Origin of the sequence: Paenibacillus pseudetheri (genome assembly GCF_924513355.1) — a bacterium.
Classification (GTDB): Bacteria; Bacillota; Bacilli; order Paenibacillales; family Paenibacillaceae; genus Paenibacillus_AQ; species Paenibacillus_AQ pseudetheri.
In genome coordinates, this window is record NZ_CAKMAB010000047.1 from 1 (window position 1) to 18,495 (window position 18,495).

The window sequence follows — 18,495 nt, forward strand, 5'->3', positions numbered from 1 at the left end:
TCTTAGAGAGTGGATACGAAATTCGGAAGCGTCATTACCGAAGCCAGAACTGTGAAGGGTGTCCGCTAAAAGAACGCTGCACGAAGGCAACCGGTAATCGGGAAGTCGTGGTGAGTCTAGAACGGTTGCGGTACCAGAAGCAGGCTCGAGAAATGCTACGAAGCGAGGAAGGTTACCTCTTAGCCGTACGGAGAATGACGGAACCGGAAAGCGTATTTGGACAACTGAAAAACAACCGGGGATTCCGGCGTTTTCTGCTTCGCGGCATAGAAAAAGTGACGCTTGAGGTCGGTTGGCTTTCCCTTGCTCACAATCTATTGAAGCAAGCTGCAAATGACCAAAAACAAAGAGCAGCAATTCTCCAATGACGGGAGAATTGCTGCTCTGTTGACCTTTTGCGGTTTTGAAAATGAGAAGGGTCTGTCTCTATCGTTGAAAAACTACTTTTGGGACAGCCCCTTTAAATTCGCCCCGCAAAGCAGGGGATTAAAGTTATCTTGCACCTGTAAAAGGATTGATCTCATCCGAGAGATCTTTTCCAGCTTTCTTTTCTTCTGCAGATATCCGTTTACCTAGAGCCGCGTAGTACCATACCGCAGGAACGAGAATCGCGAGTATAAAAAGAAATTGCATAAAGTCATCCCCTTTCACCTCTCTACCATAACATATTTCCCCTTTTTTTAAGGGGGCTATTCTCTATTCGTCTATTCGATCACCCAGTTTGCCCAATAAACGAGAACTCATAACTTATGCCGTCCTTCATGTTTACGGTGGTTCTGTAATCGCTGGGGGCAATATCTAGTTGTCCTTTATTATATTCAGCAGTAGTTATGGCTTGAACGAAACGTTCCAAGAATGATGCTTCAGAAATAGTCGTCACCGGCTGGTCTTTTTCTATTAAGTTAATAGATACTATATTTTGTGCATCCAGCTCTATTTGGCTTGTTTGTTCTACTTCAGTTCTCGTATTTCCACAGCCGATCAGTCCTATGAAAAGCAAAGTAATGGTAAATATTACTATCGTGGTCTTGTTCATATCCACAATGCTCCTTTCCTCTTTCTTTAACTCTCAGACTATAAAAAAGAGGAAAAGGTTGCTAAATAATGGGCAGTTAAATTCGAATCCGATGCTCATGAATCGGTTGTACTGTGCCATTCTCTCCGTGTATAATGAGTACAGTATAGTACAGATCGGAGTACGGGGGTGTAACAGTTGGAAGGTCAAGGCGATGCAATTACTAAACACGAGCAACTGCTGCAGCATATTGAAAGTCTTAAAGTAGGTTCCAAAATATCTGTTCGTAAGCTTGCAAAAGAAATGCTGGTCAGTGAGGGAACGGCTTATCGTGCCGTTAAGGAAGCTGAGAATCTTGGGATTGTCATTACGAAGGAACGGATTGGTACAGTACGTGTAGAAAAGAAGCCTCGTAACATTTCTGAACAGCTGACGTTTGGTGACGTGGTCGATATTGTGGAGGGTCATGTTCTCGGCGGGGCTAGCGGACTGAGTAAGCATCTACATAAATATGTAATCGGTGCGATGAAGGTCGACGCGATGATTCGTTATATAGACGCAGATAGTCTGCTCATTGTGGGTAACCGCGATGATGTTCACTCCTTGGCGCTAGAGCAGGGTGCCGGAGTTCTGGTTACAGGTGGCTTCGGGACGAGCCGTGAAGTGAAGGCATTAGCCGACGAACTGGATCTCCCCATCATTTCATCAAGACATGACACGTTTACCGTGGCATCAATGATTAACCGTGCGATTTTTGATAGATTGATTAAGAAAAAAATTATGCTGGTAGAAGATATTGTCGACAGCAAACCGCGTATGATTACGTTAAAAATTTCAAGCACCGTAGGTGAGCTACGACAGATTTCAGAGGAAACTGGAGAGCAACGTTTTCCCGTTACAGATGAATGGAACCGAGTGATTGGGATTATCGGCCGACGCGAAGTAGAGGACCTGACAGAAGCGCAAAGTATTGAAAAGGCTATGGTTCGGAGTCCTGTTACCGCTGCACTGCATACCTCACTAGCTTCAGCTGCGCAGATCATGATGTGGGAAGGCGTCGATTTCCTACCCATTGTAGACCGTAACCGCAAATTGGTGGGCTCCCTGACACGTAAAGAAGTGCTGCAAAGTCTGCGAGATGTACGCAACACACCACAGCTTGGAGAGACCTTCGATCATCTCATCTGGAACGGTTTTGCGGATGAGCGGGATGAAGAGGGACGATTGTTTTTTCATGGCTTTATTACGCCTCAGATGGCCACAGACCTTGGTACCATTTCTGAAGGTGTATTGTCTACGTTAATGACGCTCTCTGCGTTTAAGGCAGCTAAGGATATTACAGGAAATGACTATGTATTAGATAATATGTCCACCTATTTTATCCGGCCGGTACAGATCGAACACGCGATTATTGTAATGCCGAGACTGCTCGAGGTTAGTCGCCGTACATGTAAACTTGAAATAGAGATCAGCTATTCGGATACCCTGGTAGCGAAAGCTGTCCTGATGCTGCAATCCATTGATCACGGCTAATAGATACTGAATCACAAACATGCTAAATAGACTGCCCTCAACGATGATAGTGAGGGTAGTCTATTTTATTCTTGTAATCCTATCAGAGGGATAGTCTAGGCTTTCGACTGGTGTTGTTCCTGGCTACGGCTACGGCTGTAATAACTATAGCTGCGTATTCCTGAGAAGATGTTAAACACACCGATTAGAAGAAAGGCAGCTTCAACAATGATATTAACGGTGGAGCCGCGAAATAGAAACATGGAAATCAGGGAGAGCGTTACGAGCATACAGCCCAGCATCACATTCATGACGGAGCGTTTTAGCCCCTTATCTTGGGGGTTTAAGGCACGGCGAGAGGATAAGCTGTACACAGCGGCGCCAATTACAAAGATCACCAGCAGGATAAATAATAAGTACTTGATAAATAAAACCATGGACAGCCAGCTCCTTTATCATGTCGTGCAAAAGTCTTGAAGTAATTTCCACTTTTGTCTGTCCATTATTGTATCACACGATTGTTGTTAGTTGCGCTTAAAAGGACTGATTTCTACCCAGATTTGCAGAACACCTTCCATAACAAGCATCGTCCGGATTTTGACAGAGTATTCCTTATCACGCACAATGTATAGCTTTCCATCCAGCAGCAGCCTGACCAGTTTACTGTCTGTGTCAATATCGAACATGCTGCGGCCACGCATCGGCTCCAGATCTGAGCCCATTTTGCTTATAATTAATTTTACAGTTACGGGGTCAAGGGGGGTATCTTCTTTGGACTTGCTCTCCTCCGAACGGATTTTGATTTCTCTGATTACGGTAGAAGTATTATTGTATTTTTTGAGCGTTTTGATATCTTCCTGATATTGCTCAATGTCTACGCGTAAGTCTTGATTTTGCAGCCACAGCACATTATACCCAACATGGAAAATAGCATTGTATATGACGGCTCCTACGACGATCCCAAGCACGAATATAGCGGAGATCTGGGTGAATCTACGAAAACGACTAAAAGGTGGAACTCTCACTGGCTTTACCCCCTGCCGCACACCCATTTGACTAGCTCACTGCCCATATGGGCTCCGAGAAAAGCAAAGGCAATATACATGATTTGCTTGATGGCGGGAGAGAGGTTGCCTCCAATCATATTGCTTTCAATGACCCGTAAAGGGTCCATAGTACCCCCTACAGCGGCGGCAAGTGCCCATATTTTAATCCGGTCTGCTACATCTAGCATCGTTTGCGTCGGTGGTTGCAGGGATACTACAGCGCCGATTCCGCCAACCATAGCTCCGCCAAGTACGATGCCGAAGGCGATAAAGAAATCGAGGATCGCTTTGCTCATAAAAATGCTCATAAAGGCCCCTTCCCGGACGAGGCATCTATAATCGTTGCCTGTCCATGTGCTCTTAATCCATTCTATGGGCGGGTCCCCCTTTAATATGATAAAATAGTTTCATCTTATAGTGCGAGTTCAAAAAGTACGGTTTTCAGCACCGAGAAGATTGAAAGAAGGTAGAAAATGAGGAGCGGAGCGTAGTGGAAGCTACGTGAGTACCGGAAGTTTCGCCTGAATTCAATATTCGATGCCGAGTATGCTTCTTGGGTTACTTCGTGATCAAAAGCGGACTTTTTGAACAACTATTTATGTTTGATTTTTGTAGTAGAAAGGAAGTGGGATGATGAGCCCTTTCGTGCATTTGCATGTGCACAGCGAATACAGTTTACTGGACGGGGCGGCGCGCATTACCGATCTCGTGCGCCGGGCCGGCGAATACGGCATGAAGTCGCTGGCGCTTACGGATCATGGAGTGATGTATGGGGCGATCCCCTTTTATAAAGCGTGTAAAGAGAATGGAATCAAGCCGATTATCGGCTGTGAAGCTTATTTAACCGCGGGCTCTCGCCGTGAGCGAGGCAGTCGTAAAGATCAACCGATTTATCACCTGATTCTGCTCGTCAAGAATGAAACCGGCTACAAGAACCTGATGAAGCTGATCTCTATCGGCCATCTGGAAGGTCATCACTATAAACCTCGTATTGATATGGAGGTTCTGGCCGCTCATTCGGAGGGGATCATATGCCTCAGTGCCTGTCTTGGCGGCGAAGTGCCGCAGCATCTGTTGCATGGCAGAGATGACGAGGCGCGAAAGGCTGCGCTGCGATATAAGGAGATTTTTGGCGAAGACTTCTACCTGGAGCTTCAAGATCACGGAATTTCCGAGCAAAAGCGAGTAAATCCGAAGCTGATCGCACTTGCCAAGACTTGTGAGATCCCACTTGTAGCGACGAATGACGTTCATTATTTAGCCAAGGAAGATGCAGAGGTACAGGATGTTCTGATCTGTATTGGAACAGGTAAAACTGTGGATGATGAGGAGCGGCTCAAGATCGGAACAGATCAGCTGTTTCTAAAAAGTAGTGATCAAATGGCAGCGTTGTTCCCGCATGTGCCTGAAGCTATCAGTAACACGCTATTGATCGCAGAAAAATGTAATTTGGAGCTTACCTTCGGTCAACATATTCTGCCAGCATATTCACCAATTCCAGAAGGTAAGGACTCCGCTGCTTATTTGCGAGAGCTGTGCTTTAAAGGGCTTGAAGAACGGTATATAGACACAACGCTTTGGGCATCGTCTGAGCAAAGAGAGACCGCTGAGAAGCGTCTTGCCTATGAGCTTGGCGTTATCGAGAATATGGGTTTTAGCGATTATTTTCTAATTGTGTGGGATTTTATCGCTTATTGTCATCGTCAGGGGATTGCTACGGGGCCGGGCCGGGGTTCCTCCGCGGGGAGCCTTACCGCTTATTCCCTACGAATCACGGATGTAGATCCGCTTAAGTACAACTTGCTCTTTGAACGTTTCTTAAATCCAGAACGGATCACGATGCCGGATATTGATATCGATTTTAGTGATGAGCGTCGTGATGAGGTTATCGCTTATGTGGTGGAGAAATACGGCAAAGAACATGTGGCACAGATCATTACGTTCGGAACCATGGCTGCACGGGCTGCGGTTCGTGATGTGGGCAGGGTGCTGAATTTACCTTATAACGAGGTAGACAAAGCTGCCAAGCTCATCCCAGGACAACTAGGCATCAGCCTTGCCAGAGCACTAGAGACTACACCAGACCTTAAAGCGCTGTACGATAGTAATCCTAAGATCAAAGGCTTGCTCGATATGGCAATGAAAGTGGAAGGTATGCCTCGTCATGCTTCGACACATGCTGCCGGAGTTGTCATTTCCAAAGGTCCGCTAACAGATGCTGTCCCCCTTCAAGAGGGCAACGAAAGTACAGCGTTAACTCAATACTCTATGGAGCATTTGGAGAGTGTTGGGCTGCTGAAGATGGATTTTCTGGGACTGCGTACCTTGTCTATTATTGAGCGCTGTATGAATTCGATTAAAGAAATGAGTGGCAGTGTTCCAGATTTTAAAATCATACCAGATCATGATCCGCTCACGTATGAAATGCTAGGTGCTGGTGAGACGACTGGGGTCTTTCAGTTGGAGTCGGCGGGTGTAAGACGTGTGCTTAAGGACTTGAAGCCAAATGGCTTTGAAGATATCGTATCCGTTCTAGCGCTATATCGTCCGGGTCCGATGGAGTTTATCCCGAAATATATAGCAGGTAAGCACGGTCAAATCGAAGTAGAGTATCCGCATCCTGATTTGAAATCTATATTAGCGGATACCTATGGAATTATTGTGTATCAGGAACAGATCATGCAGATTGCTTCGCTTATGGCCGGATTCTCGCTTGGTGAAGCGGATCTGCTCCGTCGAGCGGTCTCTAAGAAGAAGCGGGAGACGCTGGATAAGGAACGCAGCCATTTTGTACAGGGGAGCTTACAGCAAGGATATAACGAAACGGATGCGAATGCTGTTTATGATATGATCGTACGGTTTGCGGATTATGGCTTCCCGCGTGCACATGCGGCAGCTTATGGCGTGTTGTCTTTTCAGACGGCTTATCTTAAGGCACATTATCCGGTCCAATTTATGGCATCTATGCTGACCGCTGTGATGGGTACTCACCGTAAGGTGGCGGAATATGTACTGGACTGCCGCCGCACGGGCATCGGCGTGTTACCGCCGGATGTGAACGAGAGCGGCGTGTTGTTTACCCCTGTTCCAGGCGAGAAAATGGGAACAGGGCATATCCGCTTTGGGCTCGCAGCGATTAAGAACGTCGGCACGCTAGCAGTGGAGAATATGATGTCGGTCCGCAAGGAGCGACCGTTCGACAGTCTGCTCGATTTCTGTCGACGTGTGGATCTGCGGGTCTGCAACAAGCGGGTAGTGGAGTCTTTGCTGCAGGCAGGAGCTTTTGACTGTCTGCCGGGTCATAGGGCCCAGCTGCTGGCTATGCTGGACGAGACCGTTGACGCCGCGACGAAATGGCGCAAGGAGCGGGATGAATTGCAAATCCAGTTGTTCGACGATTTGGTGGAGACGCCGAATTGGGAGATTCGGTATCCGGATATCCCTAAGTTCACAGTAGGACAGCAGCTGGAGATGGAACGTGAGCTGCTGGGGCTGTATCTATCAGGTCATCCGCTCGACGATAGCGCTGAGCTGCTTGAGGAGCCGGGTATACAGCGGTTGATGGATCTTGGTGAAGCCGCAGATGAGAGCCAGACGGTTACGGCCGGCATGGTCGTATCCGTTAAGGAAATTACGACGAAGCAAGGAAAATCGATGGCCTTCATCGAATGGGAAGATCAGATCGAGCGCTGCGAAGTTGTGCTCTTCCCCGAGGTGTGGAAGCGAAGCCACAGCTTGATTGCCAAGGGCGCGCTGCTGGCCTTGCGCGCCAAGGTGCAACAGGAGGACGAAGGCTTCAAGCTGCTGGCCGAGGAAGTGGCGCTGCTATCCGCGGAGACACTCCGCGGCCTGCTGCAGCGCCGTAGTGCCGCCGCGTCCCGTTCGTATAGCGCGGGACGCCCAGCCTCAGCAGGAGCGCCACCGCGTGGCGCGGCTCCTGCTTCGCGGGCTAGCGGGGCCGCCACTGGCCCCGCTGGCAGACCTGCAGGCGGCGTAGCTGCGCCTGCAACACCTGCACCGGCCGCTGCGCCAGCGCCGGCCTCAGGCCAGCGTGTCTTTATCAAGATCACGCCGGCCGCCGAGAATGCTGCGCAGCTGTCGCGCCTGAAGGAGCTGCTGCAGAATCATCCAGGCCCAGTAGCGACGATTCTGTTCTACGAACGGGATCAGAAGCTCCTGGCCCTTAGCGATAACTATCGGATTAAGCCTACCGAGGAGCTAATCGCGGCTATCGAGTCTATGCTGGGGGCAGGTACCGTAAGAATAAAATAAGAACAATTCCACCCTTTTCCGCATACATTAGGAAACCACAGGGCGAATCCCTGGGCGGAAAGGGGAATCACATCATGTCCTATCAAATGGCAGTTGATCTGTTGGAACGTAGAGGCGTATCACTTTCTTCCATTGCTGAAATCGTATATATTTTACAATCGGTCTATTATCCCGGTTTATCCAAGGAAGAATGCCTTTCCAGTGTGAAATCTGTGTTGGGAAAAAGAGAAGTGCAGTACACGTTAATGACGGGGATCGCACTTGATGAACTAGCAGAGAAAAAACTGCTTCCGCAGCCGCTCCAGGCAGTAATGGAAGCGGATGAATCACTTTATGGAGCGGACGAGACTCTAGCCCTTGGTATCACAGGGGTATATGGGATGATCGGACTTACAGGATTTGGGTACTTGGACAAAATAAAGCTTGGAATCATTGGTGAATTGAACGATGATAAGGGGAGGATTCATGTGTTCTTGGATGACTTAGTAGCGGGTATCGCTTCAGCTGCTTCTGCTAGAATCGCTCATCGGCAGGAAGGGGCAAAAGTATATCCTCTAGTCACGGACACGGAATAAATGACCCGATTCATTTCGTTTGAACGAGTTCCTCAGTCTTGCTTCCTTTGCCCTACGCCTGTTGCGGGAAAAAAGAAAACTGTGTTATCATAATTCCATTATACGGGATACGGCTGGGAATTAAGATTGGGGAGGCCTTGCAGGGCATGTGGACGGTAATATATATCGCGCCGACCGCCAAAGTGGCGGATATGATTAAGAGTAAGTTGACTGAAGAAGGTTTTTTAGTAAAATGCCGTCCAATCAATATGTCCAAGCAGCAGTTTGAGATATTGGTTCCTTCGGGTGAACTGGAGGAAGTACAGGAAGTCCTTAATCTTATTCTGCATCCCTGAATTTCTATCAAGAGAAAAGTCATGACAGCGGCAAGCTGCATAACGCAAATAAACGGCTGAAGAGGTGCGGGTGTGTTCAAAGATTTATTTCAGAAGAAACGGAAGTACGCGACTATTCCTTCAGAACGTCTGGAGCGAAGCGGCGAGCCTGCAGAAGGCGAACGCCCCAAACGGGAAATTCCAGAAGGATTAATGAGTAAATGTAATAAATGCGGAACGATCCAGTATAGCAAGGAATTGGAAAAGAATCTAAAAGTATGTCCTACTTGTGGTCATCATTTGCGCTTGAACGCCGTAGAGCGTATTGCTATGACGTTAGACCCAGAGGGCTTTATTGAGTTTGATAGTGAAATGTATTCTATAGATCCGCTGAAATTCCCGGGTTATGCCTCTAAACTGGAGCAACAGCAACTAAAATCGGGACAAACTGATGCCGTGATTACGGGGCAGGGATCTATTGGCGGACATCCAGTGATCGTAGCTGTGATGAATTTCGAATTTTTCTCCGGCAGTATGGGATCTGTAGTCGGTGAGAAGATTACCCGGGCGGTTGAAGAAGCCACGGAGAAGCAGCTTCCACTCCTTATTTTCTCTACTTCTGGTGGAGCGAGAATGCAGGAGAGTATTCTAAGTCTTATGCAAATGGCGAAGACAAGTGCAGCGCTTGCTCGTTTCAACGAAATGGGCGGCCTTTATATTTCTATAATTACGGATCCGACAACTGGCGGAGTATCTGCGAGTTTTGCTAGTCTTGGCGATATTATTATTGCTGAGCCTGGTGCGGTATTCGGTTTCGCAGGACGTATAGTCATTGAACAGACGATTCGCCAGAAGCTTCCGGATGATTTCCAGACGGCTGAATTTAATCTGCAGCATGGCTTGATTGATATGGTTGTGCACCGTAAAGAAATGCGCGCCACACTGACCAAAATTTTGGAATTGCATGATGTGAAAGGGGGATTTTAGGTTGGCAGGAGAGTTGCCTTTTGAAATGCCTCTGGTTGAAATGCGCAAGAAAATTGCCGAGCTAAAGCAGTTTGGCGAAGAGAAGGGTATTGATTTTACGGATGAGGTAGTAAGACTGGAAGAACGGTACCGTGTGCTTGAGGAGGAAGTTTATTCTAATATTTCCCCTTCCCAAAAAATGCATCTAGCTAGACATCAAGGACGTCCGACTTCTCTTGATCTTATGGGGCAGATCTTCACAGATTTTATCGAGCTTCACGGGGATCGAATGTTTGGGGATGATCTTGCTATTGTAGGCGGTATCGCCAAACTTAACGGCGTTCCTGTTACGGTCATTGGCCAGCAGCGCGGTAAGGATACGAAAGAGAATATTTTACGCTTTTTCGGGAGTGCACACCCTGAGGGCTTCCGTAAGTCACTGCGTCTGATGCAGCAAGCGGACAAGTTCAATCGTCCCATTATAACCTTCGTGGATACGAAAGGTGCATATCCAGGTAATACAGCTGAGGAAAGAGGACAATCTGAAGCAATTGCCCGTAATTTACGCGAGATGTCTCAGTTTGGTGTCCCTGTAATCTGTGTGGTCATCGGTGAAGGCGGAAGTGGTGGAGCACTAGCACTGGCAGTTGGTAATAGAGTGCTTATGCTGGAGCACGCCATTTATTCGGTGATATCCCCTAACGGTGCTGCATCGATTCTATGGAAGGATGCTTCGAAGGCTGATCAAGCGGCGGAAGCCATGAAGATAACGGCATCTGATCTGCTTGAAATGGAAGTCATCGAAGAGATTGTTCCTGAGCCAAAAGGCGGCGCTCATCGGGATTACGAAGCTACGGCAGCTGCAATTAAGGATGCATTATGGCGTCACTTGCAGGAGCTAATTCCTCTGGATAGAGCGGAATTGAAAGAAGATCGTTATCGTAAATTCCGTAAAATTGGTGAGTTTGCTGAAGTCCAGCAGGAGCAGATTTTCCTTGAAGAAGAAGTGGAATCTGAAGTGTGAATAGTGCCTTACCATTTGCACTTTAAGACATATAACCATACTTAGTGGACCATATTGAATTAAGTGTAAATTATACATTTTATTGGAATTAAAATAATCTCGACGTTATGCCGGGATTATTTTAATTTTTTTTGTGCGTTCAGATAATTCGAGCTCAAATTACATCTAAAAGAGCCTACAACATTGATTTTGTGTCTAAGTTGCAGTAATATTCATAAGGGCGTAGTTAAAGGCACATGTGACAAAGTTCCTATTTAATTAGTTAGCCTTGTAGTAGATTTTGTAGTTGGAAAAAGTGAGACAGAGAGAACGAAAAAACGGAGGAAAACCTAATGCGGAAAAGTAAAATTGTATGTACGATCGGACCTGCGAGTGAATCGTTGGAGAATATCAAAAAATTGATTTTGGCTGGTATGAATGTGGCCCGTTTGAATTTCTCCCACGGCGATTTTGAAGAGCATGGTGCTCGGATTAAAACGATCCGTCAAGCATCTAAGGAACTGAACAAAACTGTAGCTATCCTGCTCGATACAAAAGGACCGGAGATTCGCACAGGCAAGTTGGAAGTAGAACCGATTGAACTAGTTCAGGACGAGTACCTGACACTAACTACGGAAGAAATCCTTGGCACCCAAGAACGTATTTCCATCACGTACAGTGAGCTTCCTAATGATGTTCAAGTAGGCTCCACCATCCTTATTGATGACGGTCTGATTGGTTTGACAGTTGTCGACATTCAAGGAACTGAAATCAAGACCCGTATTGTAAACGGTGGTACGATCAAGAGCAAGAAGGGCGTTAACGTACCAGGAGTAAACATCTCCTTGCCGGGTATTACGGAAAAAGACACCAACGATATTCTTTTTGGTATCGAACAGGACATCGATTTTATCGCCGCTTCCTTCGTTCGCAAAGCTAGCGACGTTCAGGAAATTCGTGAGCTGCTTTCGAAAAACAACGCTTCTCACATCCAAATCATTTCCAAAATCGAAAACCAACAAGGTGTTGACAACCTTGATGAAATTTTAGAAGCTTCCGACGGCCTGATGGTTGCTCGTGGTGACCTTGGTGTTGAAATTCCAGCTGAAGATGTACCTTTGGCTCAAAAATTGATGATTCAAAAATGTAACGTTGCTGGTAAACCAGTAATCACAGCTACACAAATGCTGGATTCTATGCAACGTAACCCACGTCCTACTCGCGCTGAAGCAAGTGACGTAGCAAACGCTATATTCGACGGAACAGATGCAATCATGCTTTCCGGAGAAACTGCTGCTGGTAAATATCCAGTAGAATCCGTTCTTACAATGTCCCGTATTGCTGAGAAAGCGGAGTCCGCTCTGGACCACCGTGAAATTTTCTCAAAACAACAAACTGCACAAGAAACTACAGTTACAGAAGCTATCAGCCAATCCGTTGCAATTTCCGCTTTGGATCTGAACGCTAAGGCTATTCTTTCTTCGACTGTTACAGGTCATACTGCACGCGTTGTTTCCAAATACCGTCCTAAAGCACCAATCATTGCTGTTACGACACAAGAAAGAACTATGCGTCAATTGTCCCTCGTTTGGGGCGTAACGCCAGTATTCGGTAAAGTAGCTACTTCCACAGATGAATTGCTTGAAACAGCAATCCAAGGTGGTAAGGATTCCGGTCTGGTTCAAGCTGGCGACCTAGTTGTGATTACTGCTGGAATTCCACTTGGACGTTCCGGTTCCACTAACTTGGTAAAAGTAAGCACAATCGAATAGTACTCGACTGTGCTTTGCCTGATTCATATTTTTACTTAGCAAGCAAAAACGCGGTTGACGTCCCTAAAGGACGTTTATGCGAGGAATATAAGGATAATGTATAGCGTGAAACTTATACTTCCTTATATTTCAAATAAAAGAGCTGTCTCAGATGTAGTGAAAATCTACAAATGAGGCAGCTCTTTTTTTTGTACTGAATCCATTATCCATTTATGCTGTTAGTATATACGTTTGACGCTAAAAGAGTCCCCTCGATGGCTTGGACTGGAAGGAACCGCAACAGTGGTGTTATTCTGGACCATGATCCCTCCATTAGAAAGAGTTAACCTAGGTCGTTTTCCGTTGATTCGGCAGCAGTTGAAGTAGGTAGTGCCGACCCGGGCCAGCTTTGCGATGGAACCATCAACCTCAGGAGCCTCCATAATCCATTCGCCGGAGGTCTGTGGACCAGTATATCGCTGAAGCGTCCGGAAGGTCCAATTTCGGCTTAAATTCCGGAGTGTGATAGACCACTTCGTGTGGCTTATTTTTGTGATAGTACCCTTCATATGATCTCCGGGGTATACTGGAAAAGGGATTACGGTCTCAACGTCAGGTAGTATTTCCCACCAGGCGTAATAACGGGCACTCCCATTTAAAAATTCATGACCTGTTCCCGTCTGGATAAGACTGCTGTTCTTGAAGCCATCGATGCCAATCCATGCGGAGGAATAGGTGGATTTGTGGGTTGGTTTTACGTATGGGACCATCCATTCACCAGAAATGCGATTGAAAGCGCCTTTTCTACCAGTAACAGTGTAACCACTCCAGTTCTTAGAAGACCAGCCAAAGGCAGAGCTCTGTCTATTGCTCGCATTAGATTTGTCTGTTAGACAAGGATGATTTACCATGAGAGAATTATATTTTATGCTCAACTTGTCCACCGCCTTTATAGTACTGCTATATTAAATGCGATGATTACATATGAAGTACGGGTGTTCTGTTAAAATATAAAAATATAAACCTGGAGGGCTCATAGTACAAATGGAAAAATTATCGAAGCTGCGCGGCTTTTATCTATTTTTAGGATTGGCCGGCGGTTCATTTGGCTCTTATCTTTCGCTGCTGCTGGTCCATAATGGACTTAATAGCGGACAGATAGGTATACTAATGGCAACAGGCACACTAGTTGCAATCACCATTCAGCCAATGTGGGGGATTATCTCTGATCGGTATAATCAGACGCGTTTAGTACTAATCCTAAGTGTGGCGGTTCCGGCCTTACTGGCCGTCTTTTATCGTTCGGAATATTTCATTGTACTTCTTCTGGTGTATACGTGCTCAACGATCTTCTCCTCTACACAGGCTCCTATAGCCGATTCTTACGCGATCTCGGCGGCGAATAGAGCTGGAGCCACTTACGGTAGCATCCGGCTTATGATGAGCATTGGAGCAGCTCTGGGAGCTTATGCAGGAGGGGTGTACGTATCTACCTTCTCTGTATCCACGATATGGCTACCTTTTCTCTTTTTTAATCTGATTGCAGTCCTTATTGCGTTTACATTGCCGAAGCAGGCGGAAGAGAATCATATGATGAGGCAATCGTTTACTCAGGGGGTAAGACAACTGCTGGGGAATCGGGTCTTCCTTGCGTTTTTGGGTGGCAGCTTTCTTGTGAACCAGACGATGGCTGCTTTTGGTACATACTTTGTAATCGCTTTTCAATCGGTTGGAGGGTCTACGCGCTATGCAGGGATTGCGCTCTTTCTCGCATCGGTGACGAATGTGCCTTCCATGCTGTTTGCATCTAAGGTGATTAAGAGGTTAGGTCGTGAACGGACCTTACTCCTTGGGGCCCTTATTTATGTTTTGCGATGGGGTATTCAGGTTGCTTTTCCTTATCCATCGGTAATGATCGGAGTGCAAGTGCTGCATGGTCTTTCATTTGGGTTCTTTTATATTGCAGCAGTCGAATATGTATCTCAGATCACGTCTAACGAGATGCAGGCCACTGGCCAAAGTGTATTTAATATGGTGTTCGCAGGTTTTTCTGGCATTGTCGGTAATTTACTGAATGGATTCTTGCTCAATCAAGGCGGGGTAGAAGTAATGAATCTGTCTTGTATGTTGAGCTCTATCGCAGGAGCAATGCTGTTGTTCTATGTTGCTAGAAGCTCTCGGCGCAAATTATCGGCGACGCTATCTTCAGGCGGGGCCCAGGCTTAAACGCTCCCCTGCTGCTATGCTGAAAGGAGTATTTATAGATGGAATTAGAACGAGCTGGCTTGCCCAGCCGATGGTATAAGTCGACCCTGCGTGTTCGCTATCAGGAAAGTGATCAGATGGGTGTCGTGTATCATGCGAATTATTTGAACTGGTTTGAGTCTGGTCGTACGGAGATGTTTCGTCAGGTTGGTTTTACTTATCGCGAACTTGAGAAACAAGGCGTCTTACTTCCTGTCACCTCAGCAGATTTGCAATTTAAAAGTCCGGCACGATATGATGATCTTATCTCCGTGTATGCGCGAATGACTACCTTCTCAGCGTTACGAGTCGTATTTGAGTATCAAGTGCGGAGGCTTTCGGAAGAAGAAGGTGGAAATTCAGAAGATTTATTGGCTACTCTAGGGGAGTTGCGGTCGATGGATCCACCTGGGGAGCTGCTGGTTACCGGCACGACAAGTCATGTTTGGGTGAACCAGGAATGGAGGCCTGCTAGGCTGGATAGAGCCCTTCCAGAGCTCTTTCACGCAATAAAAGAGGCGCTGCGGGAAGAAGGGAGTTCAGTATGATTAGAAGCAAATGGTTATGGGCTGGACTATTTATTATTCCTGCTGTGGAATTATTCGGTTTTATTTACGTAGCAGATCAACTTGGAGCATTTAAAACCTTGCTGATTATGCTGACCACTTCAGTAATCGGTCTACTAATGATGCGATTTGAAGGTAAGAAAGTGCTGCAGGACAGCAGAACACATATGCAGGAGGGCCGCGTTCCTGGTCGGACGATGCTGGATGGTTTATGTATTTTTTTCGGAGGTTTGCTACTGATATTGCCGGGTTTCGTAACCGATATTGTCGGTTTCACGTTAGTATTTCCATTGACTCGGCCTTTGTACCGTATATTTTTGCTGAAGTGGATTGAGAAGAAGATGAAGAATGGCACCTTCACCTTTTACCGTCGTTAGTATACTTTTTACAACAATAAGAGAGCGGACCCCTGTCATTGCTGAAGGGCCCGCTCTGTTTGCTATTTTACGAATTGATGATTATCAGTTCCTATCTTAATCTGCCGCTAACAATGTAGCTGTGCAAAGCTCGGAATACACCCGCTCGGTTAAAGGCAACAAGGACTACTAGGACAACGGGTCCGATGATCAGCCCTAGCATACCGAACAACTGCAGACCGGCGAACATGCCAATCAACATGGCAAGGGGATCAAGTCCGATGCTGCTGGCGAGCACTTTCGGCTCAAGCACCTGCCGGGTTATAAGAATAACAGCGTAAAGTATGGATAGTCCTATCCCTAGTGCCAGATTGTCCGTCATATAAGAATATAGCGCCCAAGGCAACATCACAATTCCCACACCGAGATAAGGCAGTAGATCCACAAAGCCAATCATTAAGCCGATAGCAAATGCAGACTTCACACCTAGAAGCAGCAGCCCGATTACTACAATGATCGCTGTGATGGAGATCAGGATTACCTGGGCGCGAAGATAACCGAAGAGCGCTCTGCGTAAATCTCTCCAGATATCTGACACAGGCTTTAGGAATGCTGCCGGTAGCCAGCCTGTAAGTTTATCATTATGACGCTCCCAACTCGTACTAATGAAAAAGGCAGCAAGGACAACCACGATAAGAATCGTACCCATACTAGGAAGTGCGGAGATCAGTTTCAATATTACATTAAAAAATCCCGTGACCACTTGCGTGACTGCGTAACCTACAGTTTCCGTTGTTCTGCTGATATTGCTGTCAATCGTAGCATGATAGTCAGGATTGTCTTGGTAGAATTGATTAATCTGGTTGATGATGTTCTGAATGCTTGCATTCTGGCTTAAGGACATCAGAAGATCCTTCCATTGGTCGGTGTGGAGATTAAAGGTTTGCAGCAGGATGATCAATTCTTTTACGAGTCTTGTAATCATCGCGGTTAAGACTAGCGTGATTCCGCCTATGTAAAATAGCAGCGCGAGTGATACCGCCAGCCAGCTTGGTAATTTAAAGCCTTTAAGTATAAGCACTAATGGATGCATGATATATGCGAGCAGCCAAGCGAGCAACAGGGGGTATAACAGCGGAAGTAATAAATAGATTGCGAGCAGGAGGATGGAAGTTGCCAGAACGACCCACAGGCCGCGCAGCAGTCTTTTTAATACTAAACGATCCATACCGAGACCACACCTTCTTTATTCCTGCATATACAGGGGAATAAGAGCTCGTCTTCATATATATTCATAGGATCGATTTAAAGACTAGAATGCGGGATAATTATTAGAATGAGGCGGAATCTCTAAACTGAAATGGAAAAATTGAATCAGGGGATTAGAAGTTTTTTTCTATCTCTCTGATAAAATCATTTGATGCGCTCCGAAGCTTCCACATTGTTCACATAACCGACAAAATCCAGTATGATGAATAAAGATACGAAGCATGTTGGTCATACAGCATTCCTGACGGAGATGTTCTTAAATGCACTTATTAGATTTTTTATTGCTTTAAATTGGAAATGTTTTCATGGAAATAAGATTGTTTTTATACCTTGTTGGCAAAGGAGAGATATGCTATGACAGCTACCAAAGGCTTGGAAGGTATCGTTGCAACAACTTCATCCATTAGTTCTATTGTGGATGGTGTACTCACTTACCGCGGTTATGATATTGATGAACTTGCAGAACATGCTACCTTCGAAGAAACAGCTTATTTGTTATGGTTCGGCAGTCTGCCGACGGTGCCAGAGCTGGAAGCGCTCAAGCGGGATCTTAGTGCCTTCGCAAAGATTCCTGAACAGGTAATCGAGCAAATGAAGCTCTATCCAAAAGACGCCAACACCATGGCAGCATTGCGGTCGGCTGTATCAAGCCTTGCTCTCTATGATGAAGCGGCTGACGATATGAGCAGAGAAGCGAACGAGATTAAGGCGGTAAAACTGCAGGCACAACTCCCAACAATTGTGGCGGCACTGTCGCGTATTCGCAAAGGGCTCGAACCAGTGGCTCCGAAAGAAGGCGTTTCTATTGCTGAGAACTTCCTGTATATGCTGTGGGGAAAAGAGCCGGACAGCGTATCTGTCAAAGCACTTGATACCGCACTTGTTCTTCATGCAGACCATGAGCTGAATGCTTCAACTTTTGCTGGCCGGGTTACGGTTGCGACATTATCCGATATTTATTCTGGGGTTACCTCCGCTATTGGCGCGCTCAAAGGCCCGCTTCACGGTGGGGCGAATGAAGCTGTTATGAAGATGCTAGAAGAGATCGGAAGTTTGGAAGCGGTTGAACCGTTTATCCGTAAGAAACTGGATAACCGTGAGAAAATCATGGGCTTCGGTCATCGGGTATATAAGAATGGTGATCCACGTGCAAAGCATTTGATGAAAATGTCGCTGGAACTTGGCACGATGAAAAATGACACCACCCTGTACGACATGTCCGTAAATATTGAACAAATGATTACCGGGCAAAAGGGATTAAGACCGAATGTTGATTTCTATTCGGCTTCTGTTTATACACAGCTAGGCATAGATCGTGAACTGTTCACTCCTATTTTTGCAATTAGCCGGACTTCAGGTTGGACAGCGCATATTCTGGAGCAATATACAGATAACCGCATTATTCGTCCACGTGCAGAATACACGGGTATGGTTGAACAGAAATACGTTCCAGTAGACGAAAGATAGAAGAGCAGCCTTGCGGGCTGCTCCTAAAGTTTAGTAGAATGAACCCTAGCAATAGTGTTTTAAATTTTTGATTTTAATGATGATGAGAGTTTTGTTCGATGCTTGTCAATGCTATTTAAATCCACAAAACTTTAGGAGG

The 18,495-nt window shown here is 46.2% G+C and carries 19 protein-coding genes; 12 read left to right on the forward strand and 7 right to left on the reverse strand.

Annotated features, from left to right (window positions below):
- Window positions 1-368, forward strand: a 368-nt coding sequence (locus tag L1028_RS26940) for a transposase (protein WP_234541030.1), incomplete at its 5' end; no start/stop codon positions are given.
- A gap of 124 nt (window positions 369-492) precedes the next feature.
- On the opposite strand, the gene L1028_RS26945 is transcribed toward L1028_RS26940, so the two are convergent.
- Complete coding sequence (locus L1028_RS26945; protein WP_179085720.1) at window positions 493-633, reverse strand: hypothetical protein; 141 nt, start codon at window positions 631-633, stop codon at window positions 493-495.
- A gap of 79 nt (window positions 634-712) precedes the next feature.
- The gene (locus L1028_RS26950; RefSeq protein WP_234541031.1) at window positions 713-1,036 is read right to left on the reverse strand and encodes a hypothetical protein; all 324 of its coding nucleotides are present in this window, start codon (window positions 1,034-1,036) and stop codon (window positions 713-715) included.
- A gap of 177 nt (window positions 1,037-1,213) precedes the next feature.
- Between L1028_RS26950 and L1028_RS26955 the strand changes: the two genes are divergently transcribed.
- Window positions 1,214-2,548, forward strand: coding sequence for a DRTGG domain-containing protein (locus L1028_RS26955; RefSeq protein ID WP_234541032.1), 1,335 nt, complete (start codon window positions 1,214-1,216; stop codon window positions 2,546-2,548).
- 95 nt (window positions 2,549-2,643) lie between these two features.
- Here L1028_RS26955 and L1028_RS26960 read toward each other — a convergent pair whose 3' ends face one another.
- The 3 genes from L1028_RS26960 to L1028_RS26970 form a co-directional block, all read right to left on the reverse strand.
- Window positions 2,644-2,964, reverse strand: coding sequence for a YtpI family protein (locus L1028_RS26960; RefSeq protein WP_234541033.1), 321 nt, complete (start codon window positions 2,962-2,964; stop codon window positions 2,644-2,646).
- A gap of 87 nt (window positions 2,965-3,051) precedes the next feature.
- Window positions 3,052-3,552 carry a sporulation membrane protein YtrI gene (locus tag L1028_RS26965; RefSeq protein WP_234541034.1) on the reverse strand — a complete coding sequence of 167 codons (501 nt, stop codon included), beginning with the start codon at window positions 3,550-3,552 and terminating at the stop codon, window positions 3,052-3,054.
- A gap of 5 nt (window positions 3,553-3,557) precedes the next feature.
- Window positions 3,558-3,881 carry a YtrH family sporulation protein gene (locus tag L1028_RS26970; protein ID WP_042125960.1) on the reverse strand — a complete coding sequence of 108 codons (324 nt, stop codon included), beginning with the start codon at window positions 3,879-3,881 and terminating at the stop codon, window positions 3,558-3,560.
- A gap of 325 nt (window positions 3,882-4,206) precedes the next feature.
- Between L1028_RS26970 and L1028_RS26975 the strand changes: the two genes are divergently transcribed.
- The 6 genes from L1028_RS26975 (at window position 4,207) to pyk (ending at window position 12,475) form a co-directional block, all read left to right on the forward strand.
- The gene (locus L1028_RS26975; RefSeq protein WP_234541066.1) at window positions 4,207-7,845 is read left to right on the forward strand and encodes a DNA polymerase III subunit alpha; all 3,639 of its coding nucleotides are present in this window, start codon (window positions 4,207-4,209) and stop codon (window positions 7,843-7,845) included.
- Window positions 7,846-7,919: 74 nt separating this feature from the next.
- The gene (locus L1028_RS26980; protein ID WP_234541035.1) at window positions 7,920-8,420 is read left to right on the forward strand and encodes a phosphatidylglycerophosphatase A family protein; all 501 of its coding nucleotides are present in this window, start codon (window positions 7,920-7,922) and stop codon (window positions 8,418-8,420) included.
- A 146-nt stretch (window positions 8,421-8,566) separates the two neighbouring features.
- Window positions 8,567-8,755, forward strand: a complete 189-nt coding sequence (locus L1028_RS26985) for a hypothetical protein (protein ID WP_042125966.1) — start codon at window positions 8,567-8,569, stop codon at window positions 8,753-8,755.
- Between the two features lie 72 nt (window positions 8,756-8,827).
- A complete protein-coding gene (gene accD / locus L1028_RS26990) occupies window positions 8,828-9,721 on the forward strand; it encodes an acetyl-CoA carboxylase, carboxyltransferase subunit beta (RefSeq protein WP_234541036.1) in 894 nt (297 codons plus the stop codon).
- Window position 9,722: 1 nt separating this feature from the next.
- Window positions 9,723-10,724 (forward strand): acetyl-CoA carboxylase carboxyltransferase subunit alpha, encoded by a 1,002-nt coding sequence (locus tag L1028_RS26995; protein ID WP_234541037.1) that lies wholly within the window; start codon window positions 9,723-9,725, stop codon window positions 10,722-10,724.
- Between the two features lie 332 nt (window positions 10,725-11,056).
- Window positions 11,057-12,475, forward strand: a complete 1,419-nt coding sequence (gene pyk, locus L1028_RS27000) for a pyruvate kinase (protein WP_234541038.1) — start codon at window positions 11,057-11,059, stop codon at window positions 12,473-12,475.
- A gap of 218 nt (window positions 12,476-12,693) precedes the next feature.
- On the opposite strand, the gene L1028_RS27005 is transcribed toward pyk, so the two are convergent.
- Entirely contained in the window at window positions 12,694-13,365 is a 672-nt protein-coding gene (locus L1028_RS27005; protein WP_234541039.1) for a G1 family glutamic endopeptidase, read from the reverse strand.
- A gap of 133 nt (window positions 13,366-13,498) precedes the next feature.
- On the opposite strand from L1028_RS27005, the gene L1028_RS27010 reads away from it, so the two are divergent.
- The 3 genes from L1028_RS27010 to L1028_RS27020 are packed head-to-tail and all read left to right on the forward strand — an operon-like array spanning window position 13,499 to window position 15,641.
- Window positions 13,499-14,680, forward strand: a complete 1,182-nt coding sequence (locus tag L1028_RS27010; protein ID WP_234541040.1) for an MFS transporter — start codon at window positions 13,499-13,501, stop codon at window positions 14,678-14,680.
- A 38-nt stretch (window positions 14,681-14,718) separates the two neighbouring features.
- A complete protein-coding gene (locus L1028_RS27015; protein ID WP_234541041.1) occupies window positions 14,719-15,246 on the forward strand; it encodes an acyl-CoA thioesterase in 528 nt (175 codons plus the stop codon).
- A complete protein-coding gene (locus L1028_RS27020; protein WP_234541042.1) occupies window positions 15,243-15,641 on the forward strand; it encodes an FxsA family protein in 399 nt (132 codons plus the stop codon). Before L1028_RS27015 ends, L1028_RS27020 begins: the two co-directional genes overlap by 4 nt.
- Before the next feature lie 91 nt (window positions 15,642-15,732).
- On the opposite strand, the gene ytvI is transcribed toward L1028_RS27020, so the two are convergent.
- On the reverse strand, window positions 15,733-16,848 hold the full coding sequence (ytvI, locus tag L1028_RS27025) for a sporulation integral membrane protein YtvI (RefSeq protein WP_234541043.1): 1,116 nt from the start codon (window positions 16,846-16,848) through the stop codon (window positions 15,733-15,735).
- Between the two features lie 395 nt (window positions 16,849-17,243).
- On the opposite strand from ytvI, the gene citZ reads away from it, so the two are divergent.
- A complete protein-coding gene (gene citZ, locus L1028_RS27030; RefSeq protein WP_234541044.1) occupies window positions 17,244-18,356 on the forward strand; it encodes a citrate synthase in 1,113 nt (370 codons plus the stop codon).
- Window positions 18,357-18,495: the final 139 nt, after the last annotated feature.